The organism is Amycolatopsis sp. NPDC051045, from assembly GCF_040682955.1.
Classification (GTDB): Bacteria; Actinomycetota; Actinomycetes; order Mycobacteriales; family Pseudonocardiaceae; genus Amycolatopsis.
In genome coordinates this window covers 26,192-51,272 of record NZ_JBFBCC010000012.1, presented here as the reverse complement: position 1 = coordinate 51,272, position 25,081 = coordinate 26,192, and the positions used below count along the sequence as shown (strand labels likewise).

Here is a 25,081-nt window from a genome sequence, read left to right as displayed (position 1 = left end):
CTTATTCGGCCGCCGAGAACGTGACGGTGGGCACCTTGCGCGCGGCCGCCCGCGTGGTGGTCTTCGGCTCCGCGGCCTTCCGGGTGCGCGTGGTCTTCGCCGGTTCGGCCTTCGCGGGGGCCGGCTTGGCCGCGGCGACCTTCGTCTTGGCGGGTGCGGCCTTCGCGGGTGCGGCCTTGGTGGACGCGACCTTGGTGGACGCGGCCTTGGCGGATGCGACCTTGGTGGACGTGGCCTTGGCGGGTGCGGCCTTGGCGGCGGCCGGCTTCGGCGTCGCCTTCTTCGGTGTGGTCTTCTTCGCCCCGGGGACGATCCGCGGCCGGTTCTTGCGGCCGCCGGTGCGGCGCCCGGCGTCGGCGTACCGCTGCAGGAGTGCGCGCAACGCCTCGGCGTTGGCGAAGGAGAGGTCGATGTCGTAGTCGAGGCCGTCCAGCCCGAATCCGACGGTCTCCGCCGCGGGCTCGCCGGTCAGATCATCCAGCACCCGCACAGCCGTGTTCCTGGCCACGACAAACCTCCCGTGCTCGAACGTGGTGTTCGCGCGCACCGGGGCCGACGGCACCCGGTGCCGCCGACAACTTGCAGCTTCCTGACGGAGGATAGCCGCTGGCTTGCGTGATCCCGCGTAGTGGTGTGCGCTGAAGCCATGGCTGGACAGACTTTTGACGTAGTGGTGATCGGTGCGGGCCCGGTGGGGGAGGTGGCCGCCGAACGAGCGGCTCGTGGAGGCCTGAAGGTCGCCCTCGTCGAGCACGAACGCTTCGGCGGCGAGTGCTCCTACTGGGCCTGCATCCCGAGCAAGGCCTTGCTGCGGCCGGGAAATCTCCTCGCCGCGGCGAAGCGGGTGCCCGGCGTGCCGGTCGGCGACCGGATCGATCCGGCGGCGGTGTTCGCGCGCCGTGACTGGTTCACCGGCAAGGGCGACGACTCGGGACAGGTCGACTGGGCCCGTGGCGTCGGCATCGAACCGGTTCGCGGGCACGGCGCGATCACCGGTGAGCGGGAGGTGACCGTCGACGGCGACCGCGTGCTGACCGCGCGGCACGCCGTGATCGTGTGCACCGGCAGCGTGCCCAGCAAACCGTCGATCCCCGGGCTCGACCTCATCCGGCCGTGGGGTTCGCGCGAAGCGACGTCGGCGTCTTCGGTGCCGGCCCGGCTCGGCGTCCTCGGTGGCGGTGTGGTCGGCGTCGAGATGGCCCAGGCGTTCGCGTCGCTCGGGTCGGAGGTCCACCTGGTGATCACCGGCGAGCGGCCGCTGCCGCGCAACGCCGGGTTCGCCGGCGACCTGGTGCTGGCGGGGCTGCGCGAAGCCGGGGTGCAGGTGCACACGGAGTCGGGGGTCGAGCGGGTCGCCGCGGTTTCGGACGGGACCGAGCTGACGCTGAAGGGCGGGGCGACGCTCGTCGTCGACGAGTTCCTGGTGGCGACCGGCCGCCGTCCGGCCACGGCCGGGCTCGGCCTGGAGACGCTCGGCCTGGACGCCGGCCGCGCGCTGGAGACCGACGACACCGGCCGGGTGTCCGCAGTGGACGGTGCTTGGCTGTTCGCGGCGGGCGACGTCACCGGCCGGGCGCCGCTGACCCACCAGGGCAAGTACGGTGCCCGCGCGGCGGGCGACACGGTGGCGGCGCTGGCCGCGGGCTCTCCGGTGCCGACGGAGCCGTGGAGCCGGTTCACGGCCACGGCCGACCACCACGCGGTGCCGCAGGTGGTCTTCACCGACCCGGAGGTCGCGGCCGTCGGCCTGGCGGACGCGCGGCCGGGTTCGGCGGACCGCGTCGTCGACATCGACATCGCGGTGGCGGGCTCGTCGCTGCACGCGGACGGCTACACCGGCAAGGCCCGGATGGTCGTCGACCCGGAGCGGAACGTGCTGCTCGGCGTGACGTTCGTCGGCCAGGACGTCTCGGAGCTGCTGCACTCGGCGACGGTGGCGATCGTCGGGGAGGTGCCCCTGGACCGGCTGTGGCACGCGGTGCCGTCGTTCCCGACGATCAGCGAGGTGTGGCTGCGGCTGCTGGAGGCGTACGGGCTGTGAGGCTCATCGTGCGGGCAGGTCGAGGGCGGCCTTCGCGGCCCTGACCAGGCCGGGATCGTCCGCAGTGGACGATCCCGGCGCCCACACCGCCTGCACCAGCCGGACGGACGCGCCGTCGAGCTTGCTGGCGTAGGCGGCGTTCTCGAACCGCGGCACGGGGGTGGCGCCCCACTGGCCGGTCTCGGTGGCGAGGTCGAGGATCCCGCCCGCGCCGGGGGTGTCGGCGACGGCCTTGAAGGCGGCGGCCTGGGCGGTATCGGCGAATTCGACGATCCCGACGGTGACCGCCCCGGCCCGGCCGTCGACGGTCGCGGCGTAGCTCGCCCGCCGCACGCCCGAGCAGCTGGTCTGCTGCAGGCTGGCTTGGGCGTCCCCGAAGGCGTGCGACGCACACCGCTGATCCCCGCCGGCGGCGCGAAGGGCGAACTGAAGGCTCCGCACGGGAGCAGCGGAGGAGGACGAAGGCGGCGGCGGGGTCGCCGAGGTGGCGGGCCCGGCCGGCGCGGCGGCGGTGCCGTCCCCGGTGGTGGCAACGGCGATGGCGGCGACGACGAGCGCGACGAGCGCCCCGATGGCCCCCAGAGGCAGCCAACGGACGGTCCGCGAGGCCACCGGCGCGGCTGCCGGCTGCGGCCGCGGGGTGGGGATGGCCGGCGCGGCAGCGGGCGATGGCAGTGGTGGCTGGGGGGTGGGGCTGGGCGGCGTGGCAGCGGGCGATGGCAGTGACGGCTGGGGGGTGGGGCTGGCCGGCGCGGCAGCGGGCGATGGCAGTGGTGGCCGCGGGGTGGCCGGTGGGGGATCGGGTTCGATGGGTGGTGGCGCGGGAGTTTCCGGCGTCGAGGCTTCGGTGCCGGGGAACACCGGCCGCGTCGAGGGATCGACTGGGCGGTCCGGTTCGTCCGGCGCAGGCGACGGGAGTACTTCGGTGGTTTCGGCTTCCGCGGATGGTTCCTCGCCGGCTGGCGGCAGAGCGGCTTCCGTGGCCGCTGGAGGTTCCGGGTCGGCTTCGGCGGCAGGTTCCGCAGCTGAGGCCGCGGCGGGCTCCGGCTTGGCTTCGACCGGGCTCTCCGTTCGCCGGCCGGTGGCGCTCGCGGCCGAAGCCGAGGCTGCCGAATCAGGTGTGGGCGAGTTTGCTGTGGTGGAGATCGCCGCGGCTGAAATCGCGGCCGTGCCAGTCGGCGGGCCATCGTCCCCAAGGGACTCCGGCGGCGCGTCGTCCGTCAACCGGCTGAACCCCTCGCCGATCAGCACCTCGTCCGAAAACTCCGGTGCCGACGGCGCCAGCCCCCGGATCAACGCCCGGACCTGGTCCACCGACCGGGGGCGGTGGGCCGTGGCCAAGGACACCGTCGCCGCCAGCATCGTCGTCGGGGTCGGGTGGAGGACCCGGACCGGGCCCGCCAGGTCGGCCGGCGGCTGGTCGACCGTCTCCACGTACGGGCCCACCGCGACGATCGTGCCCACCGGCGCCGTGCCCGGGACCAGCTCCGCGATGCGCCGCTCGCACGCCTGGGACATGTCCAGGGCTTCCGTGGCCGGGTTGACCGCGTCGTCGTCGGCGACCAGCGGCCAGCCGTCCGCCTTCCACGGCGCGCCCAGCGGGGCTTCCAGGCGCAGTGCGGGATCCGGCAGGTCGACGCCGATGACGATGATCACCCCGTGGGGGAGCACCACCACCGCCTCGATCGGGCGCTCGGTCACCGAGCCGACGCCGACCAGCGCGATGCCGCCGATGACGGTGCTGCCGCGGCCCAGGGACGCCAGTGCCGCCCGGATGTCGTCCGCCACCCGGGACTGCTGCCGCTCCAGGCGCACCAGTCGCACCGAAACCCCTCCCTAGCTCGTCGTTCCGGGTCAACACGCTAGCGCGCCCAGCGCAATGGACCGTGCGACACGGGGACACCGCGGCGGCTTGCCCTCCGAAAGTGTGTGGTGGGTGACTTGTGGTGTTCGTGTGGCCAAACAGCACGGTTGGGGTGCAGAATGTGCTTCAACGCATCGGAGGCGGCATTCGGGAGCCGCGCTGAGGCTTGCGCTGCAGCTCGGAGTAGGGCGTAGGGGAAGACGTCCCTCGTCGAGCAACAAGCGGAGGTAGCAGTGAGCACCCGTGGCAGCACCCGAGGTGTGGTGTACGTCCACTCGTCGCCGTCTGCGGTGTGTCCGCACGTCGAGTGGGCCATATCGGGCACCCTGGGTGCCCGCGTTGACCTGAAGTGGACGGCGCAGCCGGCCAGTCCGGGTCAGCTTCGCGCCGAGTGCGGATGGCGCGCGCCCGCGGGCACCGGCGCCAAACTGGCGGCCGCGCTCAAGGCGTGGCCGATGCTCCGGTTCGAGGTGACCGAAGAGCCCAGTGCGGGCGTCGACGGCGAACGGTTCTGCTTCGCGCCCGGCCTCGGCCTGTGGCACGGGCGGACCAGCGCCAACGGCGACATCGTGGTGGGCGAGGACCAGCTGCGCGCGCTCGTCAGCATGACGCGCGGAGGCGAGTCCCTCGCGCACAAGCTGGACGAACTCCTCGCCGCGAGCTGGGACGAGGCACTCGAGCCGTTCCGTCACGCCGGCGACGGCGCGCCGGTGACCTGGCTGCACCAGGTCGGCTGAGCGCGGGACGGGGGCCGGTACGCTTTCCGGCGTGACCACCCCCGCCCCCAGCTCCCGCCAGCGCTGGCTGGTGCCCGTCGTGGTCGTGGTGCTGTCCGTGACCGTCGGTGGCGGCCTGCTCGCGCGCGAAATCTACCGCCGCCCCGATCAGCCCGCCGACGACACCTCCGTCGCGGCGTCGACGCCGTCGCCGTCCAGCAGCGGCGCGCCGGCCGCGGTGGACGACGACGTCCGGATGACCGAAGACGCGAAGAGGCACCCGCAGGCCGAAGCCGTCCGCCGGGTCCTGGAGAGGTACTTCACGGCCATCAACACCAAGCAGTACCAGCAGTGGACCGCGGTGGTCACCGACCAGCGGGCCGTCAGCCAATCGCAGAACGACTGGAAGAAGGGTGTTCGCACCACAAAGGACAGCGACGCCCTCGTCTACCGGATCGAGCGCTCGTCCGGGAACTCGCTGCGGGTGCTGGTCGGGTTCACCAGCCGGCAGCAGCTCGAAGACGCCCCGCTGTTCTTCCGCGAGCCCTGCATCAAGTGGCGGCTCGTGATGCCGATGGTGATCGAGGACAAGGCCCTGAAGGTCGCCGCCGTCGACGGCGGTCCGCCGCCCGAACACGAGAAGTGCTGAACGCGAAGAAGGGCCCGGCCGAAGCCGGGCCCTTCTTCGTCTGCTCGGACTGCTCAGACCGTGAACAGCAGGGCGGTGTTGTGCCCGCCGAACCCGAACGAGTTGCTGATCGCCGCGGTCAGCTCGACCTTGCGCGGTTCGCCCGCGACGACGTCCAGCTCCACCCGCGGGTCCAGGTCGGTCAGGTTCAGGGTGGCCGGCACGAGACCGTGGTAGAGCGACAGGATCGTGATGATGCCCTCGACCGCGCCGGCGCCGCCGACGAGGTGGCCGAGCGAGCCCTTCGGCGCCGTCACGACCGGGTGTTCGCCGATCGCCTTGCGGATCGCCGCCGCCTCGCCGATGTCGCCGACCACAGTGGACGTCGCGTGGGCGTTCACGTGCCCGATGTCCGCGGCGGTCACGCCGGCCATCTTCATCGCCGCGCGCATCGCGGCGATCTGGCCGATGCCCTCGGGGTGGTTGCCGGTGATGTGGTAGGCGTCCGAGGTGATGCCGTGCCCGGCGATCGTCGCGTAGACGCGTGCCCCGCGGGCCTTCGCCAGGTCCGCGCGCTCCAGGATGACCACGCCGGCGCCCTCGCCGAGCACGAAGCCGTCGCGGTTCGCGTCGAACGGCCGCGACGCCCTCGCCGGGTCGTCGTTGCGCGTGGACACCGTGCGGGCCTGGGCGAACCCGGCCAGCGTGATCGGGTGGATGCACGCCTCGGCGCCCCCGGCGACCACGACGTCGGCGCGCCCGGAGCGGATCATTTCGACCCCGCTCGCGATGCCCTCGGCGCCCGAGGCGCAGGCCGAAGCCGGGGAGTGCACCCCGGCCCGCGCCTTCAGGTCGATGCCCACGTGCGCGGCCGGGCCGTTGGGCATCAGCATCGGCACGGTCAGCGGCGACACCTTGCGGAGACCCTGCTTGTGCAACAAGTCGTTCTGGGTGAGCAGGGTGACCGGGCCACCGACGCCGGTGCCGATCGACACGCCGAGGCGGTCGGGGTCCACGTCGGTGTGCTCGTCGGTCGGCTCGGTGTACCCGGCGTCGGCCCACGCCTGGCGGGCGGCGATCAGCGCGACCTGTTCGCAGCGGTCCAGCCGGCGGGCCTGGACCCGCGGCAGGACCTCGGCCGGGTCGACGGCCAGCTGGCCCCCGATCTTGACCGGCAGCTGCAGCTCCTCGACCCAGTCGGCCTCGATCGCGCGAACCCCGCTCGCCCCGGCCAGCAGACCGTCCCACGTGGACGTCACGTCCCCGCCGAGCGGTGTGGTGGCGCCGAGACCGGTGATCACGACGTCGATGTTGCTCATGGGAGTCTCCTCAAGGAGGGAAGAGGCCTTACTTGGAGTTGGCCGACACGTAGTTCACCGCGTCGCCCACGGTCTTCAGGTTGGCGAGCTCGTCGTCCGGGATCTTGACGCCGAACTTGTCCTCGGCCTGCACGGCGATCTCGACCATCGACAGCGAGTCGATGTCCAGGTCGTCCACGAACGACTTCTCGGCGGTGACGTCGTCCTGAGCCACACCGGCGACCTCTTCGACGATCTCGGCGAGGCCGGCGAGGATCTCAGCGTTGTCAGCCATGGGGGTAGTTCCCTTCTCGGTGTTACTGGGGGTATTGATGCCCGTGGGCGAGTGCCCGCGGGGAGCGTAACGGGCGGATCAGGGGCAGACGAACGCCTGCCCGGCGTAGGACAGGCCCGCGCCGAACCCGACCGCCAGCACCACGTCGCCGGGCTTCGCCGTCCCGGCCTTGCGCATGTGGTCCAGCGCGAGGGGGATGGACGCCGACGAGGTGTTGCCGGAGTACTTGATGTCGTCGGCGACGACCATGTCGTCGCGGGCGCCGTTGGCCCGCAGCTTCTTGGCGATCGCCTCGACGATGCGCAGGTTCGCCTGGTGCGGGATCAGCACGTCCACATCGGACGGCTTGAGCCCGGCGGCCTCCAGCGCGCCCAGCGCGATCGGCGCGATCCGGGTCGTCGCCCAGCGGAAGACCGACTGGCCCTCCTGGTAGATGTACTTGTCGTCGCGCATGTAGATCAGGTCGACCAGGTCGCCCGCGCTGCCCCAGGACACCGGGCCGATGAGCGGCTCGTCCGACGCGCCGACGACCGCGGCGCCCGCACCGTCGGCGAAGATGATCGCGTTCGCGCGGTCGGTGGGGTCGACCCAGTCGGTGAGCTTCTCGGCGCCGATCACGAGGACCTTCTTCGCCGAGCCGCCGCGGATCAGGTCGGACGCCACGCCGAGGCCGTAGCAGAACCCGGCGCACGCGGCGTTGAGGTCGAACGCGCCGGGGCTGGGGATCCCGATCCGGGCGGCGACCTGGGCGGCGGCGTTCGGGATCGCCGTCGGCATCGTGCAGTTCGGCAGGATCACCGTGTCCACTTCGGACGGGTCGACCCCGGCGTCGGCGAGCGCGGCCCGGCCGGCGGCGACGGCGAAGTCGGTCAGCGACTCGTCCTTCTCGGCGAACCGCCGCTCGATGATCCCGACGCGCGTCTGGATCCACTCGTCGTTGGTCTCCATGATCTTGGAGAGGTCGTCGTTGGTGACGATCTTCTCCGGCTGCGCGCTGCCGATGCCCAGCACGCGGCTGCCGCGGGAGCCGGGGTTGAGGCTCAGGGCGGGTCGGTCGGTCACGAGGCGTCCTCCTGGCGCAACGCCGCCAGTTCGGCCGGCGTCTTCAGCGCGGTGATAGTGGTGACGACGCCCTTGAGCTGCCGCTTGACCAGGCCGGTCAGGGTGCCCGCGGGCGCGAGTTCGATCGTGCGGGTGACGCCGAGCGAGACCAGGCCGTCCATCGTCAGGTCCCAGCGGACCGGCCGGGTGACCTGGGAGACCAGCCGCTCCAGGTACTCGGCCCCGCTGGTGACGACGGCACCGTCCGCGTTGGACAGCAGCGGCCGGGTGGGGTCGGCCGGGGTCAGTTCGGCGGCGTGGGCGCGCATCGCTTCCTCGGCGGGCGCCATGTACCGCGTGTGGAACGCGCCGGCGACCTTGAGGGCGCGGATCTTCGTGCCTTCGAGGGGCTCGGCGACGATCTTCGCGATCGTGTCGGCGGCGCCGGAGGCGACGATCTGCCCCGCGCCGTTGCGGTTCGCCGCGGTCAGGCCCTGCTCTTCGAGCCACGCGACGACCTGCTCGGGGTCCCCGAGCATGACCGCGGCCATCGACGTCGGTTCCAGCGCGCACGCCTTCGCCATCTCGGCGCCGCGGACGGCGGCGAGCGCGACGGCGTCTGCGGGCGTCAGCACCCCGGCGATCGCGGCGGCGGCGAGCTCGCCGACGGAGTGGCCGGCGACCGGCGCGTCCGCGGGCACCGGCGCGGTGGCCTGGAGGTGCTCGAAGGTGAGCAGCGACAGGGCGACGATCAGCGGCTGCGCGATCGCGGTGTCCTGGATCTCGTCGGCGTCCGCCTCGGTGCCGAGGCGGAGCAGGTCCAGCCCGGCGCGCTCGGACCACTGCGCGACGCGCTCGCGAGCGCCGTCGAGGTCGAGCCATGGCGTGAACATACCGGGGGACTGGGCCCCCTGACCGGGAGCGAGAACTGCTGCTGTCACCCTTCAAGACAACACGTTCGCGGTGCCTTCCGGGGATGCCGACGCTCACAGTGTCTGTGCGGCGTCTTTGTCGGAAACCTCCAAAGATGCACCGCAGAAGCTCGCGCGTAACCCGGAAGCCTTGTCGGGTTCAATCACCTTTCGCTGTTAAGTCCATCACGTGACGCCAGTCTCGGCAAGGGTCAGCCGTGCGGGGTGAGCAGGACGATCGGGATCACGCGCTCGGTCTTCTGCGCGTACTCGTCGTAGAGCGGGAAGATGGCCGCCATCCGCGCCCAGAGGGGCCCGCGTTCGGCCGCGGACGCGACCCGGGCGCGCGCGGTGAACCGGCGGGGGCCGACCTGGACCCCGACGCTCGGTTCCGCCAGGAGGTTCTTGAACCACGCGGGGTCCTCGTCGGCGCCGGCCTTGGACGCGACGACGACGAAGTCGTCCCCCGACGTGCCGTAGATCAGGCAGGTGCGCCGGGGCACGCCGGTCCGGCGGCCGGTCGTGGCCAGCAGGAGGGTGTACACGCCGTTCGACTCGTGTCCCTCGGTGCCGCCCGAGGCCAGGTACGTGCGGGTTTGTTCGGCGACCCAGTCCCACTGCGAGTCGGTGGCGCGGTCGAGGTCCTCGGCGACGGCCATGGTGGCGATCCTTTCCGGTACTCCTGCGGTGGGGAATCGCGGCCCTCGGTGGCCGCTCGTGTCCCCGGGACGGAGCCGGTGCGCGGTTCTCGACATCCGCCGCTCACCAAAAGCCGCGGGCCCTCGCCAGCCGTCCCACGGTCAGCGCGATCCGCAGCACCAGGGCGTCGCGCGGGTCGGTCGCCTGGCAGCCGGTGAGGTCCGCCGCCTTCCGCAACCGGTACCGGACCGTGTTCGGGTGGACGAACAGCGTCTTCGCGCACGTCTCCAGCACGCCGCCGCTCTCCAGGTACGCCTCCACCGTGCGCTGCAGGGTGGGGCCGGCCTCCTCCAGCGGGCGGGCGATGGTGTCCACCAGCAGGCGTTCCGCCTCCGCGTCCCCCGAGAGCGCGCGCTCGGGCAGCAGGTCCGTCGACCGCACCGGCCGGGGTGCACCCGGCCAGCCGACCACCGCCCGCAGCCCCGACAACGCCTCCGTCGCGCTGTGGTGGGCCTCCGCCAGCGTCGGCACGGTCGGGCCGGCGACCACCGGGCCCTCGGCGAACGCCACCGACATCCGGGTCAGGATCTCCCGCTCCTTCACCCCGCCGTCGGTCGGCCCGCCCACCACGACCACCAGCCGGGAGCCCTGCACCGACAGCAGCACCGGGCGGCCGACGCGGGCCGCGCGGCTGCGGACCTCGAACACCACCGTCGGCGGGTCCTCCGACGGCGGGTTGCCGACCAGCACGGTCGCCGCCGCCGTCGGGTCCCAGCCCAGCGCCGTGGCCCGCGAGAGCACCGACTCCTCGGCGTCGCCGCGGACGATGCCGTCGACGACCAGCGCCTCCAGCCGGGCGTCCCACGCGCCGCGCGCCTCCGCCGCGGCGGCGTACGAGTTCGCCGCCGCGAACGCGATTTCCCGGCCGTAGCGCAGGATTCCTTCGATCAGGGCGGCCCGCTCCGCTTCGTTCGCGGCGAAGTCGGGCAGCTGCTCCTCGAACACCTCGATGGCCAGCCGCACCATGCCGACCGCCTGGCGCAGGCTGATCCACCGCGACAGCTCGGCGGGCGCGTCGCGGAAGGCTTCGGTCGTGAGCTTCAGGGCCTCCTTGGAGTCCCGCAGCCAGCCGACGAAGCCGGCGGCCCCGGCCTGGGTGATCAGCAGGACGCTCGCGCGCTGGTCGGCGGGCAGCCGGGCGAACCAGGTCAGCCGCCGCTCCATCACCGCGATGCTCGCGCTCGCCAGGCTGCCGGACGCGTGCTCCAGCCGCCGGAGCGTCTTCGCGGACAGTCCGTGGTGCTTCGGCACCGGGCGCGGAGCGGGGGTTCCATCCATGGCGGAGGCGATCCTACGGGCCCGCAACTTTGGTAGCCCCCGGCGGCAACGCGCGAGGGTAGGCGGCGCGTGTACGCACTGCCTAGGATCGGGCCCACACACGAACGGGGGAACCGGAATGACCGGTTTAGAGATCGACGGGATTTCCAAACGCTACGGTGACGTCGTCGCCCTGCGCGAAATGACTTTCGACGTCCGGCCGGGCGAATTGTTCGGCTTCGTCGGCAGCAACGGCGCCGGCAAGACCACGACCATGCGGATCGCGCTCGGCGTGCTGTCCGCCGACGCCGGCGAGGTCCGCTACGACGGCGTGCCGGTGACGCACGAAACGCGCCGCCACATCGGGTACATGCCCGAAGAACGCGGCCTCTACCCGAAGATGAAGGTCGTCGAGCAGCTGACCTACCTCGCGCGGCTGCACGGCATGCCCGCGGCCGACGCGCGGTCGTCGGCCGAGAAGTGGACCGAGCGGCTGGGCGTCGCCGGCCGCCGCGAGGACGAGGTGCAGAAGCTCAGCCTCGGCAACCAGCAGCGCGTCCAGCTGGCCGCGGCGCTGGTGCACGAGCCGCGGATCCTGGTGCTCGACGAGCCGTTCTCCGGCCTCGACCCGGTCGCGGTCGACGTGATGAGCCAGGTGCTCAAGGAGAAGGCGGCCGAGGGGGTGCCGGTCGTGTTCTCCAGCCACCAGCTCGATCTGGTGGAACGGCTCTGCGACCGCGTCGGCATCGTCCGCAGTGGACAGATGGTGGCCAAGGGCACGGTCGACGAGCTGCGCGCGGGCGGCGCCGTCCGGCTGCGGGTCGACGTCCCCGAGGCCGCCGACGGGTGGGCCGAGGGCCTGCCCGGGGTGAAGGTGCTCGGCCGCACGGGCTCGGTGACCGAGCTCGAGCTGGGTGAGGGCGCCGACGACCAGGCCGTCCTCAAGGCGGCGCTGGCCACCGGGCCGGTCCGCGAGTTCGCGCGCGAGCAGCCGTCGCTGGCCGAACTGTTCCGGTCCGTCGTCACGGCCGAGGAGGTCGCCGCATGAGCACGCCGATCCAGGATGTCCGGATGAGTCCCACGGCGGCGGTGGGCCTGGTGGCCTCCCGCGAGATCAGCACCCGCGTGAAGTCGAAGGCCTTCCGCGTCAGCACCGTGATCATGCTGCTGCTGATCGTGGTCGGCATCGTGGCGATCAAGCTGCTCGCCGGCGGCAGCGGCCCCGACGCGAAGGTCGGTTTCACCACGGCGACCGCCGGCTTCACGGTGCCGTTGAAGGCGGCCGGGCAGACCGTCGGCGAAACCCTCGAAACCACGGAGGTCACCGACGAGGCCGCCGGGCGCGCGAAGCTGGCCGACGGCTCGCTCGACGCGCTGCTGACCGGCGACGGCAAGAGCGTGCACGTCCAGGTGAAGAAGGACCTCGACGGCAAGCTCTCGAACGTCCTTCAGCTGCTGTCCCAGCAGGTGGCCGTCAGCCAGCAGGTCACCGCACTGGGCGGTGACCCGGCCCGGTTCCAGGCCGCGATCGGGTCCGCGAAGTTCGTCGAGGACCCGCCGCTGGAGGAGCCGTACGACTACAACGGCCAGCAGCTCGTGCTGGGCATCATCGCCGGCATCCTGATCTACCTGTCCCTGATGATCAACGGCCAGACCGTCGCCCAGGGCGTCGTCGAGGAGAAGACGTCGCGGGTGGTGGAGCTGCTGCTGTCGACGATCAAGCCGTGGCAGCTGATGGCCGGGAAGGTGCTCGGCATCGGGGTGGTCGGGCTGATCCAGATGCTCGTGATCGGGATCGGCGGGGTCGTCACCGGGCTGGCCACGGACGTGCTCACCATCTCCGTCTCGGCGGCCGTGGGCACCGTCGTCTGGCTGGTCGTGTGGTACCTGCTCGGGTTCTTCATGTACTCGATCGTGTTCGCCGCGCTCGGGGCGCTGGTTTCGCGCCAGGAAGACGTCGGCGGGGCGACGATGCCGGCCCTGATGTTCGTGATCGCCGGATACGTGATCGGCATTTCCGTGCTGCCGTCGGATCCGGGCAACACGTTCGTCGAAGTGCTTTCGGTCATTCCGGTTTTCTCACCGACGCTGATGCCGATGCGGCTGGCGATGGGCGGTGTGCCCGTTTGGGAAGCGGTGGTGTCCGTGGGGCTGGTGGTGCTGCTGATTCCGGGGTTGATCTGGCTCGCCGCGCGGATCTACCGAAATGCGGTCATGCACACCGGCGCGAAGGTGAAACTCCGGGACGCCCTGCGCGCCGCCTGACGGTTTCGTTGTCGCGGTAATGCTCGAGGCCGCCCGGCGCCTGCGGTTTACGCTGCGCCGGACGGCCTCGTCTCCCCGGTCCCCACCGGTAGAACCAGTATGGCCACCGGTGATCTTCGCGCGCCAGTCGTCTCACTCGATCGTGGGGCACACGAGTTGCCGCCGCGGGGTACCTGATCAACGATCCGGTGCAAAACCCGTGGAGGGAGTCGGTATGGGTCAGCAACTGAAGGACGGGCTCGGGCAGGCGTGGGCCATGGTGGCCGCGTTCGTCCCGAAACTCGTCGGATTCCTGATCATCCTGCTGATCGGCTGGCTGATCGCGAAGGCCGTCTCGAAAGGGCTGGGGATGGTCCTGGGGAAAGCCGGATTCGGGAAACTGGTCGAGCGGACCGGCCTGAACGGGAAGATCGGCCGGCAGAAGATCGACGCGACCGGGATCCTCGTCAAATTGGTGTATTACTTCATTCTGCTGATCGCGCTGCAGCTGGCGTTCGGCGTGTTCGGGCCGACCAACCCGGTGAGCCAGTTGCTCAACGAAATCATCGCGTTCCTGCCGCGGATTGTGGTGGCGCTGGTGCTCGTCGTGGTGGCCGCGGCCATCGCGAAGGTGGTGCGCGACGTCGTCGCGTCCGCGTTGTCCGGCCGCGGGGCGGCGCGCCCGCTTTCGGTGGCGGCGTACTGGCTGATCATGGCGTTCGGCATCATCGCGGCGCTCGGCCAGGTGGACATCGCGACGGCGATCACCGGCCCGGTGCTGATCGCGGTGCTGGCGACGATCGGCGGCGTGATCGTGGTCGGCTTCGGCGGCGGCCTGATCAAGCCGGCCCAGGACCGCTGGCGCGGCTGGCTGGCGGACATGGAGCACCAGCTGGAGACGCCGAAGCAGCGGACGGGCGAGATGGGCACGAGCGCGCCGCCGCGGGCCACGGTCGGCGCGGACAGCACCCCGACGCCGCCGGTCGGCACCCCGCGCCCGCAGGGCTGAGCGCGGGGGAGCCGACGGGCCCGGCGGACGAGGAAGCCGCCGGGCCCGTCCCGCGCCTCGGAATGTCTCGCCGCTCACAGTCTCTGGGGAATGCGTCCGCCGGGGAGCATGTTGGGAGCGGTAGGACGAAAGGGGCGTGACGTGGACTTCCTGCTGCACCACGGAATCACCGTGCTCGGCCAGTGGATCTCGATCGCGGAGCTCGCCGGGCAGGTGTTCGCGCTCGCCGTCGTGTTCCTCGCGCAGCGTCGCACCCTGTGGACGTGGCCCGTGCAGGTCGGCGCCACCGTGCTGCTGTTCGCCGTCTACGTCTCCGCCCACCTCGGCGGGCTCGCCGCGCGGCAGGTCGCCATCCTCGCCATCTCCGTCTACGGCTGGTGGGCCTGGACCCGCCGGCGCGACCCGGTGTTCGGCGTCGTCGTCCGCAAGGGCCGGGTCGCCGAACGGCTGGCCATGGTGGGTGCCTTCGTCATCGGCACCACCGTGATGGCGCTGGTCCTCGACGCACTGCACGCGTCCTGGGCGCCCTGGCCGGACGCCGCCATCTTCGTCGGCACCCTCGTCGCCTTCGGGGCGCAGGGGCTCGGGCTCGTCGAGTTCTGGCTCGTCTGGCTGGCCGTCGACGCGATCGGCGTGCCGCTGCAGATCTCGTCCGGGCTGTACTTCTCCGCCGCCATCTACCTCGTGTTCGCCGGGCTCGTCGTGCACGGCTGGTGGAGCTGGAACCGCTCCGCGAAGAGCGTCGCGGAGCGCTCCGGGGTCATGGCAGCATCCAGCTGAGCACCGCCGTGCTCTGACCCCACACGATCAGGCACATCACCAGCAGCAGCCCCACGCTCCACGGCAGCACCTTCCGCAGCAGCTTTCCCTCCTCGCCGGGCAGGTTCGCCGCCGCGCAGGCGATCGTGAGGTTCTGCGGCGACACCATCTTGCCGAGAACGCCGCCGGAGCTGTTCGCCGCGGCCAGCAGGTCCGCCGGCAGGCCGGTCTGGTGCGCCGCCGTCACCTGCAGGGCGCCGAAGAGCGCGTTCGCCGAGGTGTCGGACCCCGAGACGGCGACGCCGAACCAGCCCAGCACCGGCGAAAGGAACGCCAGGCCGGCGCCCGCGGCCGCGATGAACGTGCCGATCGTGCTGGTCTGGCCGGACAGGTTCATCACGTAGGCCAGCGCGAGCACCCCGGTCACGGTGAGGATCGCGAACCGCAGCTCCTTGACCGTCGCCAGCCACTCGCTCGCCGACCCGCTCGCCGAAACGGCCAGCAGCGCCGCCGTCAGGATCCCGGCCAGCAGCACGAGCGTGCCGCCGGTGTTGAGGAAGGGCAGCGAGAACGTGTTGCCGGACACCGGTTTCCCGTTCGGCGCGGCGACGTTCAGCCCGGGCCAGTGGAACTTCCAGGTCGCCTTGTCCAGCAGCTTCTTGACCGGCGGCAGCACGGCGATGGAGAAGATCACGATGATGAGCAGGTACGGCAGGTAGGCCTTGCCGACGTCGCCGCGCGAGTCCTCCGGCGGCGCTTCGGCGGTCGCCGTCCCGCCGGTGCCGATCCGGGCGGCTTCGGGCACCGGGCGCCGGGTCTGCGGCAGCGCCACCAGCGCGGCCGCGCTGGCGAGCGCCGCGCCGATGTCCGCCAGCTGCGGCGACACGTAGTTCGAGGCGAGGAACTGCACGAGCCCGAACGCGACCCCGCAGACGAGCGCGGGCAGCCAGGTGTCCTTCAGGCCGCGCTTCCCGTCGACGATGATGACCAGCAGCAGCGGCACGACCAGGGCGAGCAGCGGCGTCTGGCGGCCGACGATCGAGGAGACCTGCTGCAACGGCAGGCCGGTGACCTGGGCGAGGGTGACGACCGGGGTGCCCATCGCGCCGAAGGCCACGGGCGCGGTGTTCGCGACCAGCGCGACGACCGCGGCCTTGACCGGGTGGAACCCGACGGCCACCAGCATCACGGCGCTGATCGCGACCGGCGCGCCGAAGCCCGCCAGCGCCTCCATCAGGGCCCCGAAGCAGAACGCGATGATCAGCGCCTGGATGCGCGGGTCGTCGGAGATCCGGCCGAACGAGCGGCGCAGGACGTCGAAGTGCCCGGTCCGCACGGTGAGCCGGTAGATCCACAGCGCGTTGACGACGATCCACATGATCGGCCACAACCCGAACGCGGCGCCCTGCAGCGCCCCGGAGACGGCCTGGACGACGGGCATGCCGTACGCGGCGATCCCCACGACCAGCGCGACGAGCAGCCCGATCAAGGCGGCGTGGTGTGCCCTCATCCGGACAGCGCCGAGGAGGACGAGGACGGTGGCCAGGGGCAGCACGGCGACGAGCGCGGACAGGCCCAGTGAGCCGAGGGGAGTCAGATCCTGCACGAACACGGGCGACCTCCGTTTCCACGATGCGAAAACGGCCTTTCGGCGAGTGTCCGAGATCTTCGTCACAAACCAGGCGGTTCGTCAAGAACTTGAGACCGGTTGGCCCAACGGGTCAGGCGGTGACCGGTTTCGGGAGCAGGGCCAGAGCGGTTTCGGCGATCGCGTGGAGTGCGGCCGGGGTGGCCCCGCCCTTGCCGAGGGCTTCGATGCCGCGGTTGACGGCGAGCAGCAGGCCGGCCAGGCGGGCGGGGTCGTGGGTGTCGTCGAGGTCGCCGGCGCGCTGGGCCGCCGCGATGCAGTCCGTCAGCTGGTCCTCCAGCTCGCGGAACGCCCGTTGGGCGCGGGCCGCGAGGACCCCGTCGTGCTGCGCGCACTCGGCCGTGCTCTTCGCCATGAGGCAGCCGCGCCGGTCCTGGTCGGCCGCGGTCGCCTCGGCGATCGCCACGACGTGGTCGCGCAGCCGCTGGTAGGCGCCGCTGTCCGGGCCGTCCAGCGCGCGTCGCGTCGCTTCGGTGGCCTCGGTGCAGTAGTCGTCGAAGACGCGCAGGAACAGCGCGTGCTTGTCCCCGAAGGCGCCGTAGAGGCTGCCCTTGCCCAGGCCGGTGGCCGCGGCGATGTCGTCGATCTTCGTGCCCGCGTACCCCGTCGACCAGAACCGGTCCCGGGCCGTGCGCAGCACCGCGCGCTCGTCGAAGCTGCGGGGTCTCGCCATGGGTTCAGGCTACTGGTTCTTGACTATCTCGTCCATAACTGCGTAGGTTCTGGACGAGATAGTCAAGAATTCGGAGGGCATCGTGAACCTGGAAAACAAGACGGCCGTCGTGACCGGCGGCAGCACCGGCATCGGGCTCGCCATCGCGAAGCGGTTCGCGGCCGAAGGCGCGCACGTCGTCATCACCGGCCGCCGCAAGGAGGCCCTCGACGAAGCGGTCGCGGAGATCGGCGGCTCGGTCCAAGCCATCCGCGCGGACTCGTCGAGCCTCGCCGACCTGGACGAGGTCTACCGCGCGGTGGCCGAGCGCGGCCGCGGACTGGACGTCGTGGTGGCCAACGCCGGCGGCGGGGCGACCCAGCCGCTGGGCGAGATCACCGAGGAGCAGTTCGACGCCACCTTCGGCACGAACGTCAAGGGTGTCGTCTTCACCGTGCAGAAGGCTTTGCCGCTGCTGAACGAGAAAGCGTCGGTGATCCTCACCGGCTCGACGACGTCGACGCGCGTGGCGCCCGGCATGAGCGTCTACGCCGCGACGAAGGCCGCCGTGCGCAACTTCGCCCGCACGTGGGCCCTCGACCTGCAGGGCCGGGGGATCCGCGTGAACGTGCTCAGTCCGGGGCCGACGCTCACCCCGGGCCTGCGCGGCCTGGCCGAACCCGGCGCGGAGCAGCAGCTGCTCGACCAGCTGGCGACCGCCGTTCCGCTGGGCCGTCTCGGCGACCCGGCGGAAATCGCGGCCGCGGCGCTCTTCCTGGCCACCGAGGAGGCGAGCTTCGTCAACGGTGTCGAGTTCTTCGTCGACGGTGGCCAGGCGCAGGTTTGACCGCTGGGGCTAACGCAGGGTGGCGTGGCTCGGCGTGAGGTCCTTGAGCGTCCGGACGCCGAGCAGCTGCATCGTGCGGACCATTTCCGTGCGCAGGATGTCCACGCACCGCTGGACCCCGCGCTCGCCGCCGGCCATCAGGCCGTAGAGGAACGCGCGGCCGATCAGCACGGCGTCGGCGCCGCGGGCGATGGCCGCCACGATGTCGCCGCCCGACAGGATGCCCGTGTCGATCCAGACCTCCGCGCCGCCCTGGAGCTCGTCCAGCACCGCCGGAAGCAGTTCCAGGGGCGTCGGCGCGCGGTCCAGTTGGCGGCCGCCGTGGTTCGACAGCAGCACCGCGTCGGCGCCGTGCTTCACCACGTCCCGGGCGTCGTCGACGTTCTGCACGCCCTTGACCACGAGCTTGCCCGGCCAGGTGCGGCGCACCCAGTCGAGGTCGTCGTAGTTCAGCGTCGGGTCGAACAGCTTGTTCAGCAGCTCGGCCACCGTGCCGCCGAACTGGTTCAGCGACGCGAACGTCAGCGGCTCGGTGGTGAGCAGGTTGAACCACCACGCCGGGTGTGTCGCGCCGTCGAGGAACGTCTTGAGGGTCAGCGCCGGCGGGATGGTCAGGCCGTTGCGGACGTCCCGCAGCCGGGCGCCGGCGACCGGGGTGTCCACGGTCAGCATGAGGGTGTCGTAGCCGTGCTCCCACGCCCGATTCATCAGATCTTCGCCGGCGCCGTGGTCGCGCCAGACGTAGAGCTGGAACCACTTGCGGGCGCCGGGGGCGGCCTCGGCGAGGTCCTCGATCGAGGTCGTCGCCATCGTCGAAAGCCCGACCGGGATGCCGTTGTGCTCGGCGACGCGGGCCACCGCGCGCTCGCCCTCGTGCTGCATCATGCGGGTGAAACCGGTGGGGGCGAAGGCGAACGGCAGCGCCGACGGCTTGCCGAGGATGTCCCGCGTGGTGTCCACATCGGACACCCCGCGCAGCACGTTCGGGTGGAACTCGATCCGGCGGTACGCCTGCCGGGCGCGGAGCAGGCTGTCTTCGAGCTCGGCCGCGCCGTCGGTGTAGTCGAAGGCCGCCCGCGGCGTCCGCTTGCGCGCGATCGTCCGCAGGTCGGCGATGGTGTGCGCGTTCGCCAGCCGCCGGTCCGTCGGGTTCAGCACGATCGGCTTCGGCCGCAGGATCTGCTGCAGCTCACTCGGCTTGGGCAGCCGTCGCTTGGTCACCTTGATCAACTCCCTCACGGCGAACCGGGCCCGGCAGACATCAGATGTCTGCCGGGCCCGAAACTAGCACCAGGTCACGCGTTCCCGGAATCCGACGTCTGCGGCCCGGCGGCTGTGACGTCGTCGAGCCGGTACTTCGTGGCCGCTTCGAGCACCTTCGCGTGGTCGACCTCGCCGCGCTTGGCCAGGATCGACAGCGCCCCGACGGTGATCGACTCGGCGTCGACCAGGAACTTCCGCCGGGCCGCCGGCCGGGTGTCGGAGAACCCGAAGCCGTCCGTGCCCAGCGTCAGCATGTCGGTCGGCACGTACGGGCGGATCAGGTCCGGTACCGCGCGCATCCAGTCCGACACCGCCACGACCGGCCCGTTCGCGCCCTTCAGCGCCTCGGTGACGTACGGCACGCGCGGTTCGCTGCCCGGGTAGAGCAGGTTGTCGTGGTCGATCTCGACGGCTTCGCGCCGCAGCTCGGTCCACGACGTGGCCGACCACACGGCCGCCCGCACGCCCCAGTCCTCGGCCAGCACCTTCTGCGCCTTGAGCGCGTCCGGCATCGTGACGCCGGAGACCAGGATCTGCACCTCCGGCCCGTCGCCCTCGGGCGCGTCGGCGTACTTGTACAGCCCCTTGAGCAGGCCGTCGACGTCGAGGTTTTCCGGCTCGGCGGGCTGCTGGTACGGCTCGTTGTAGATCGTCATGTAGTAGAAGACGTTCTCGCCGTTGCCGTCCGGGCCCGTCTCGCCGTACATCCGGCGCAGGCCGTCCTTGACGATGTGCGCGATCTCGAACGACCACGCCGGGTCGTAGGCCACCGCGGCCGGGTTGGTCGCGGCCAGCAGCAGGGAGTGCCCGTCGGCGTGCTGCAGGCCCTCGCCGGTCAGCGTGGTGCGCCCGGCGGTGGCGCCGATGACGAACCCGCGGGCCATCTGGTCGGCGGCGGCGTACAGGCCGTCACCGGTCCGCTGGAACCCGAACATCGAGTAGAAGATGTAGATCGGGATCATCGGCTCGCCGTGCGTCGCGTACGACGTGCCGACGGCGGTGAACGACGCGGTCGAGCCCGCCTCGTTGATGCCCTCGTGCAGCAGCTGGCCCTTCTCGGACTCCTTGTAGGCCAGCATCAGGCTCGCGTCGACCGAGGTGTAGGTCTGGCCGTGCGGGTTGTAGATCTTCGCCGTCGGGAACATCGAGTCGAGGCCGAAGGTGCGGGCCTCGTCCGGGATGATCGGGACGACGCGCTTGCCGATCTCGGAGTCCTTCGCCAGCTCGCGGACCAGCCGGACGAACGCCATCGTCGTGGCGACCTCCTGCTTGCCGGAGCCCTTGCGGATGCCCTCGTAGACCTTGTCGCCGGGCAGGACCAGCGCCTTCGCGGCCTTCGCGCGCCGCTCCGGCAGGAAGCCGCCGAGCGCCTTGCGGCGGCCGATCAGGTACTCGATCTCGGGCGAGTTCGCGCCCGGGTGGTAGTACGGCGGCAGCTTCGGGTTGCGCTCGAGCTCCTCGTCGCTGATCGGGATCCGCTGCGAGTCGCGGAACAGCTTGAGGTCGTCGAGGGTGAGCTTCTTCATCTGGTGCGTGGCGTTGCGGCCTTCGAACGCCGGGCCCAGGCCGTAGCCCTTGATGGTGTGGGCCAGGATGACCGTCGGCTGGCCGTGGTGCTCCAGCGCCGCCTTGTACGCCGCGTACACCTTGCGGTAGTCGTGGCCGCCGCGCTTGAGGTTCCAGATGTCGGCGTCGGAGAGGTCCTTGACCAGGTCCTTCGTCCGCGGGTCGCGGCCGAAGAAGTGCTCGCGGACGAAGGCGCCGTCGTTGGCCTTGTACGTCTGGTAGTCGCCGTCCGGCGTCACGTTCATCAGGTTGACCAGCGCGCCGTCGCGGTCGGCGTGCAGCAGCGAGTCCCACTCGCGGCCCCAGATCACCTTGATGACGTTCCAGCCGGCGCCGCGGAAGTACGACTCCAGCTCCTGGATGATCTTGCCGTTGCCGCGCACCGGGCCGTCGAGCCGCTGCAGGTTGCAGTTGATCACGAAGGTCAGGTTGTCGAGGCCTTCGCCGGCCGCGACGTGGATCAGGCCGCGGGACTCGGCCTCGTCCATCTCGCCGTCGCCGAGGAACGCCCAGACGTGCTGGTCGTCGGTGTTCTTGATGCCGCGGTCACGCAGGTAGCGGTTGAACCGCGCCTGGTAGATGGCGTTCATCGGGCCGAGGCCCATGGACACCGTCGGGTTCTCCCAGAACTCCGGCATCAGCCGCGGGTGCGGGTACGACGGCAGGCCGCCGCCCTCGCCGGCGTGGGAGTACTCCTGGCGGAAGCCGTCGAGCTGGGACTCGGACAGCCGGCCCTCGAGGAACGCGCGCGCGTAGATGCCGGGGGAGGCGTGGCCCTGGATGTAGATCTGGTCGCCGCCGCCGGAGTGGTCCTTGCCGCGGAAGAAGTGGTTGAAGCCCACCTCGTACAGCGCGGCCGAGGAGGCGTAGGTCGAGATGTGCCCGCCGACGCCGACGCCCGGGCGCTGCGCCCGGTGCACCATGATCGCCGCGTTCCAGCGGATCCAGGCGCGGTAGCGGCGCTCGATTTCCTCGTCGCCGGGGAACCAGGGCTCGTTCTCGGTGGGGATGGTGTTGACGTAGTCCGTCGAGGTCAGGGCCGGGACGCCGACGTTCCGCTCCCGGGCTCGCTCGAGGATGCGCAGCATCAGGTATCGGGCCCGCTGCTGACCGCCCCTCGCGAGAGCCTCGTCGAAGGAGTCCAGCCACTCGGCGGTCTCCTCCGGGTCGATGTCGGGCAGGTGCGCCGCCAGTCCGTCACGGATGACGCGTACGCGTGCCGGGGTCTCCTTGCGGGAGGCGCCGTCGTTCTGCGGGGCCAAGGGGTCTCCTTGCGAAAAGTTGTAGCCGGTGGTGCTCGTACGCGGGGGTGTACGACTCTCCATCGTCGTCTTCCGTACCGGCTTCCGCACCGCTACTTGCCGGTAACATAGGCCGACCCGGTCGAGTCACTCCCAGCGCGCGGTGTATCGCGCGCGCGTTTTCTTCCTCCCCACCCTAGGGGACGCCCCTCGGCCGGGTAGCAGACCGGGGGCGCGAGGCACCCGAAACGCCGTCGCGGCGGCCGGTCGCGGGCCGTATCCTGCGACACGAGTTGTCACAGATCCGGTGTGGACGGTTGCGCGCGGAGCTTCACCAGTGTTCGCTATCGGCAACCGGGTAGCCGAGTGTGGCCCAGGCGTACCTTCCGAGGGTGCTCCGACGTCACGCTCCGTCGTAGTTGGAGGAGTGAAAGCAGTGGTCGCCGCGGGAGACGCTGATCAGAGCAGCGTCGCCGAGAGGCTCGGCATCAAGCCCGAGATGGTGGTCCAGGAGATCGGCTGGGACGAGGACGTCGACGACGACCTCCGCGCGGCGATCGAGGAGCAGATCGGCGGGGACATCCTCGACGAGGACGCCGACGAGGTCATCGACGTGGTGCTGCTGTGGTGGCGCGAGGACGACGGCGACCTGGGCGACGCGCTCATCGACGCCCGGGGTCCCCTGGAGGAGACCGGCGTGATCTGGGTGCTCACCCCGAAGAACGGGCAGCCGGGGCACGTCGAGCCGAGCGAAATCGCCGAAGCGGTACCCGCCGTCGGACTGGCCCAGACGGCCAACATGAGTGTGGGCCCGAACTGGATCGGTACCCGGCTGGTGTCCCCCAAGTCGAAGTCGAAGCAGCGCTGAGCCGGTCTCGCCGGACGGACACGATAGGGTTGTCGTCGCAGGCACGTGTCCGTTCGGGAGAGGAAACGCTGGTATGACCGTCGAGGTCGGTTCTGAGGCCCCTGACTTCACGCTCAACGACTACAACAAGCAGCCGGTCCAGCTGTCGTCGTTCCGGGGTGACAAGCCGGTTCTGCTGGTCTTCTACCCCTTCGCGTTCAGCGGCATCTGCACCGGCGAGCTGTGCCAGCTCCGCGACGAGTTCGCGGACTACGACAACAAGGGCGTCCAGGTACTGGGCGTCTCGGTCGACACGCCGTTCTCGCTGAAGGCGTGGGCCGAGAAGGAGGGCTACCAGTTCCCGCTGCTGTCCGACTTCTGGCCGCACGGCGAGGTGGCTCGCGCGTACGGCGTCTTCAACGAGGACGCCGGCCTGGCGGTGCGCGGCACGTTCCTGATCGACACCTCCGGTGTGGTCCGGTTCGCCGAGGTCAACGCGCCGGGCGAGGCCCGCGACCAGCAGGGCTGGAAGAAGGCCGTGGCCGAACTGACGGCTTGAGTTCCCCCGGCGGCGGCCCGGTTCCGGGCCGCCGCCGTCCGGGCGCATAGCTCAGCGGAAGAGCACTCGGTTTACACCCGAGCGGTCGCAGGTTCGAACCCTGCTGCGCCCACCGCAACGGCGCCCCGAGGGTCTTCGGGGCGCCGCATGTCTTCATCCGGCCATGGCGGGCTCGACGTCGGCGGCCTCGGTGCGCCGCATCGTCGTCACCAGCAGCGCCAGCCCCGCGAAGAGCACCGCCGCGATCACGCCCGTCACGTTCAACCCGCTGGTGAACGCCGCCTTCGCCTGCTCGGCCACCTCCGGGCGGGTGACGTCGACGGCGAGAGTGGTGCCCGCCGGGAACACCCCGTGGTACACCGCCGCCGCGGTGAGGCCGATCAGGGCCATTCCCAGGGAACCGCCGAGGTAGTTGCCGGTGTCGGCCATCGACGCCGCCGAGCCCGCTCGTTCCGGCGGGACCGAGCCCATCACCAGGCCGATGCCCAGCGCGAACAGCGGGCCCGTGCCCAGCGTCAGCACTGTGATGCCCGCCACGATCGGGGCGAGTCCGTCGGTGAAGGCGAGCAGGAGGCTGCCCGCCGCCGACACCGCCAAGCCGCCCGCGATCGCCGTCGCCGGCTTCAGGAACCGGGTCAGGGCCGGCGCCGTCATCGTGCCCGCCGCCACGCCCAAGCCCATCGGCGCGAACAGCAGGGCCGAGACGAGCGGGGAGTGGCCGAGGACGCTCTGCAGGTACTGCGTCACCAGCAGGCCCACGCCGGCCATCGCGACGCCGGCGAACACCAGCGCGACCAGCACCGCGGTGAACGGGCGGTTGCGGAACAGCCGCAGGTCCAGCAGCGGCGACGCCGTGGTCAGCTGGCGGCGGGCGAAGACCGCACCCAGTGCCGCACCGGTGGCGATCGCCGTGACGGGCAGGGCCGGCGAGCCGGTGGTCAGCTGCTTGAGACCGAACACGACCAGCAGCACGGCGGCCAGCGAGAGCGCCACGCCGGGGAGGTCCAGCCGCCCGGACGCGGGGGCGCGGAACTCGGGCAGCAGGAACGGGCCGGCGACGAGCAGGACACCCACGGCCGGGACCGCGACCAGGAAGACCGAGCTCCACGTGAAGTGCTGGAGCAGGAACCCGGCGAACACCGGGCCGGCCGCACCACCCGCGAACTGGCAGGTGGCCCAGATCGAGATGGCCTTCCCGCGCTGTTTCTCGTCGCGGAACATGTTCGTGATCAGGGCCAGCGTCGACGGCATCAGCGTGGCCCCGGCGACGCCGAGCGCCGCGCGGACGACGGTGAGCATCACCGGGCCGGTCGAAAACGCGGCGACGACCGACAGCAGCCCGAACGCGCCCCCGCCGGCGAGCAGCAGCCGGCGTCGCCCGATGCGGTCGCCGAGCGTGCCCATGGTGATGACGAACCCGGCGACGACGAAGCCGTAGCTGTCGGTGATCCACAACTGCTCGGTGCTGCTCGCCCCGAGGTCCGCGCTCAGCTGCGGCAACGCGAGGAACAGCGAGGTCATGTCCATCGCGACGAGCAGGGTGGGCAGCACGAGGACCGCCAGGCCCAGCCACTCCCGCCGTCCGGCCGGCTTCTCCATGTTCGGCTCCTTCTCCGTGGTCGGTTTCGCCAGGGGGTCGGAGCCGTCCCGGCGGACCGGACACGGGCGCGGACGGTTTTTCGCGGGATTTCCGCGA

Annotated in this window: 23 protein-coding genes and 1 tRNA gene; 11 read left to right on the top strand and 13 right to left on the bottom strand. The window is 71.4% G+C overall.

Annotation, left to right across the window (positions count from 1 at the left end; translation table 11 throughout):
• Position 1 precedes the first annotated feature (1 nt).
• Positions 2-508: a histone-like nucleoid-structuring protein Lsr2 gene (locus AB0M80_RS26170; protein WP_364569954.1), complete on the bottom strand. Its 507-nt coding sequence runs from the start codon at positions 506-508 to the stop codon at positions 2-4.
• A gap of 138 nt (positions 509-646) precedes the next feature.
• Between AB0M80_RS26170 and AB0M80_RS26165 the strand changes: the two genes are divergently transcribed.
• On the top strand, positions 647-2,041 hold the full coding sequence (locus tag AB0M80_RS26165) for an NAD(P)/FAD-dependent oxidoreductase (RefSeq protein ID WP_364569951.1): 1,395 nt from the start codon (positions 647-649) through the stop codon (positions 2,039-2,041).
• Positions 2,042-2,044: 3 nt separating this feature from the next.
• Here the strand turns inward: AB0M80_RS26165 and AB0M80_RS26160 are convergent, their stop codons facing one another.
• On the bottom strand, positions 2,045-3,865 hold the full coding sequence (locus AB0M80_RS26160) for a hypothetical protein (protein ID WP_364569948.1): 1,821 nt from the start codon (positions 3,863-3,865) through the stop codon (positions 2,045-2,047).
• 273 nt (positions 3,866-4,138) lie between these two features.
• Between AB0M80_RS26160 and AB0M80_RS26155 the strand changes: the two genes are divergently transcribed.
• Positions 4,139-4,642: a DUF3145 domain-containing protein gene (locus AB0M80_RS26155; RefSeq protein ID WP_360265473.1), complete on the top strand. Its 504-nt coding sequence runs from the start codon at positions 4,139-4,141 to the stop codon at positions 4,640-4,642.
• Positions 4,643-4,673: 31 nt separating this feature from the next.
• Positions 4,674-5,270, top strand: a complete 597-nt coding sequence (locus AB0M80_RS26150) for a hypothetical protein (protein WP_364569945.1) — start codon at positions 4,674-4,676, stop codon at positions 5,268-5,270.
• Between the two features lie 53 nt (positions 5,271-5,323).
• On the opposite strand, the gene AB0M80_RS26145 is transcribed toward AB0M80_RS26150, so the two are convergent.
• The 6 genes from AB0M80_RS26145 to AB0M80_RS26120 form a co-directional block, all read right to left on the bottom strand.
• Entirely contained in the window at positions 5,324-6,568 is a 1,245-nt protein-coding gene (locus tag AB0M80_RS26145) for a beta-ketoacyl-[acyl-carrier-protein] synthase family protein (RefSeq protein WP_364569942.1), read from the bottom strand.
• A 28-nt stretch (positions 6,569-6,596) separates the two neighbouring features.
• A complete protein-coding gene (locus AB0M80_RS26140; protein WP_004559006.1) occupies positions 6,597-6,842 on the bottom strand; it encodes an acyl carrier protein in 246 nt (81 codons plus the stop codon).
• A 78-nt stretch (positions 6,843-6,920) separates the two neighbouring features.
• Positions 6,921-7,904 carry a beta-ketoacyl-ACP synthase III gene (locus AB0M80_RS26135; RefSeq protein ID WP_364569939.1) on the bottom strand — a complete coding sequence of 328 codons (984 nt, stop codon included), beginning with the start codon at positions 7,902-7,904 and terminating at the stop codon, positions 6,921-6,923.
• Positions 7,901-8,824 (bottom strand): ACP S-malonyltransferase, encoded by a 924-nt coding sequence (locus AB0M80_RS26130; protein WP_364569936.1) that lies wholly within the window; start codon positions 8,822-8,824, stop codon positions 7,901-7,903. The genes AB0M80_RS26135 and AB0M80_RS26130 overlap by 4 nt, the downstream gene beginning before the upstream one ends.
• Before the next feature lie 182 nt (positions 8,825-9,006).
• On the bottom strand, positions 9,007-9,453 hold the full coding sequence (locus AB0M80_RS26125) for a nitroreductase family deazaflavin-dependent oxidoreductase (RefSeq protein ID WP_364569933.1): 447 nt from the start codon (positions 9,451-9,453) through the stop codon (positions 9,007-9,009).
• A 103-nt stretch (positions 9,454-9,556) separates the two neighbouring features.
• Complete coding sequence (locus AB0M80_RS26120) at positions 9,557-10,771, bottom strand: helix-turn-helix domain-containing protein (RefSeq protein WP_364569930.1); 1,215 nt, start codon at positions 10,769-10,771, stop codon at positions 9,557-9,559.
• Between the two features lie 118 nt (positions 10,772-10,889).
• On the opposite strand from AB0M80_RS26120, the gene AB0M80_RS26115 reads away from it, so the two are divergent.
• From AB0M80_RS26115 to AB0M80_RS26100, 4 genes are all read left to right on the top strand, one after another.
• Positions 10,890-11,798, top strand: coding sequence for an ATP-binding cassette domain-containing protein (locus tag AB0M80_RS26115; protein ID WP_364569927.1), 909 nt, complete (start codon positions 10,890-10,892; stop codon positions 11,796-11,798).
• Positions 11,795-13,015, top strand: a complete 1,221-nt coding sequence (locus AB0M80_RS26110; protein ID WP_364569924.1) for an ABC transporter permease — start codon at positions 11,795-11,797, stop codon at positions 13,013-13,015. The genes AB0M80_RS26115 and AB0M80_RS26110 overlap by 4 nt, the downstream gene beginning before the upstream one ends.
• A gap of 214 nt (positions 13,016-13,229) precedes the next feature.
• A complete protein-coding gene (locus AB0M80_RS26105; protein ID WP_364569921.1) occupies positions 13,230-14,003 on the top strand; it encodes a hypothetical protein in 774 nt (257 codons plus the stop codon).
• A 141-nt stretch (positions 14,004-14,144) separates the two neighbouring features.
• Positions 14,145-14,783: a nicotinamide mononucleotide transporter family protein gene (locus AB0M80_RS26100; protein WP_364569918.1), complete on the top strand. Its 639-nt coding sequence runs from the start codon at positions 14,145-14,147 to the stop codon at positions 14,781-14,783.
• On the opposite strand, the gene AB0M80_RS26095 is transcribed toward AB0M80_RS26100, so the two are convergent.
• Both AB0M80_RS26095 and AB0M80_RS26090 read right to left on the bottom strand, forming a co-directional pair.
• Positions 14,764-16,374, bottom strand: a complete 1,611-nt coding sequence (locus AB0M80_RS26095) for an L-lactate permease (RefSeq protein ID WP_364569915.1) — start codon at positions 16,372-16,374, stop codon at positions 14,764-14,766. The two genes, AB0M80_RS26100 and AB0M80_RS26095, sit on opposite strands and share 20 nt — an antisense overlap.
• 109 nt (positions 16,375-16,483) lie before the next feature.
• A complete protein-coding gene (locus tag AB0M80_RS26090) occupies positions 16,484-17,083 on the bottom strand; it encodes a TetR/AcrR family transcriptional regulator (RefSeq protein ID WP_364569912.1) in 600 nt (199 codons plus the stop codon).
• 82 nt (positions 17,084-17,165) lie between these two features.
• Between AB0M80_RS26090 and AB0M80_RS26085 the strand changes: the two genes are divergently transcribed.
• Positions 17,166-17,909: an SDR family oxidoreductase gene (locus tag AB0M80_RS26085; RefSeq protein WP_364569909.1), complete on the top strand. Its 744-nt coding sequence runs from the start codon at positions 17,166-17,168 to the stop codon at positions 17,907-17,909.
• Between the two features lie 9 nt (positions 17,910-17,918).
• On the opposite strand, the gene AB0M80_RS26080 is transcribed toward AB0M80_RS26085, so the two are convergent.
• Both AB0M80_RS26080 and aceE read right to left on the bottom strand, forming a co-directional pair.
• On the bottom strand, positions 17,919-19,130 hold the full coding sequence (locus AB0M80_RS26080; protein WP_364569906.1) for an alpha-hydroxy acid oxidase: 1,212 nt from the start codon (positions 19,128-19,130) through the stop codon (positions 17,919-17,921).
• Between the two features lie 74 nt (positions 19,131-19,204).
• Positions 19,205-22,000: a pyruvate dehydrogenase (acetyl-transferring), homodimeric type gene (aceE, locus tag AB0M80_RS26075; RefSeq protein ID WP_364569903.1), complete on the bottom strand. Its 2,796-nt coding sequence runs from the start codon at positions 21,998-22,000 to the stop codon at positions 19,205-19,207.
• Between the two features lie 415 nt (positions 22,001-22,415).
• Here aceE and AB0M80_RS26070 point away from each other — a divergent pair, with 415 nt between their 5' ends.
• The 3 genes from AB0M80_RS26070 to AB0M80_RS26060 all read left to right on the top strand — a co-directional run bounded on the left by AB0M80_RS26070 (position 22,416) and on the right by AB0M80_RS26060 (position 23,497).
• Positions 22,416-22,847 carry a DUF3052 domain-containing protein gene (locus AB0M80_RS26070; RefSeq protein ID WP_364569901.1) on the top strand — a complete coding sequence of 144 codons (432 nt, stop codon included), beginning with the start codon at positions 22,416-22,418 and terminating at the stop codon, positions 22,845-22,847.
• A 73-nt stretch (positions 22,848-22,920) separates the two neighbouring features.
• The gene (locus AB0M80_RS26065) at positions 22,921-23,385 is read left to right on the top strand and encodes a peroxiredoxin (RefSeq protein ID WP_364569898.1); all 465 of its coding nucleotides are present in this window, start codon (positions 22,921-22,923) and stop codon (positions 23,383-23,385) included.
• 40 nt (positions 23,386-23,425) lie between these two features.
• Positions 23,426-23,497: transfer RNA gene (locus tag AB0M80_RS26060), tRNA-Val, on the top strand.
• Between the two features lie 41 nt (positions 23,498-23,538).
• Here AB0M80_RS26060 and AB0M80_RS26055 read toward each other — a convergent pair.
• A complete protein-coding gene (locus tag AB0M80_RS26055; RefSeq protein ID WP_364569895.1) occupies positions 23,539-24,984 on the bottom strand; it encodes an MFS transporter in 1,446 nt (481 codons plus the stop codon).
• Positions 24,985-25,081: the final 97 nt, after the last annotated feature.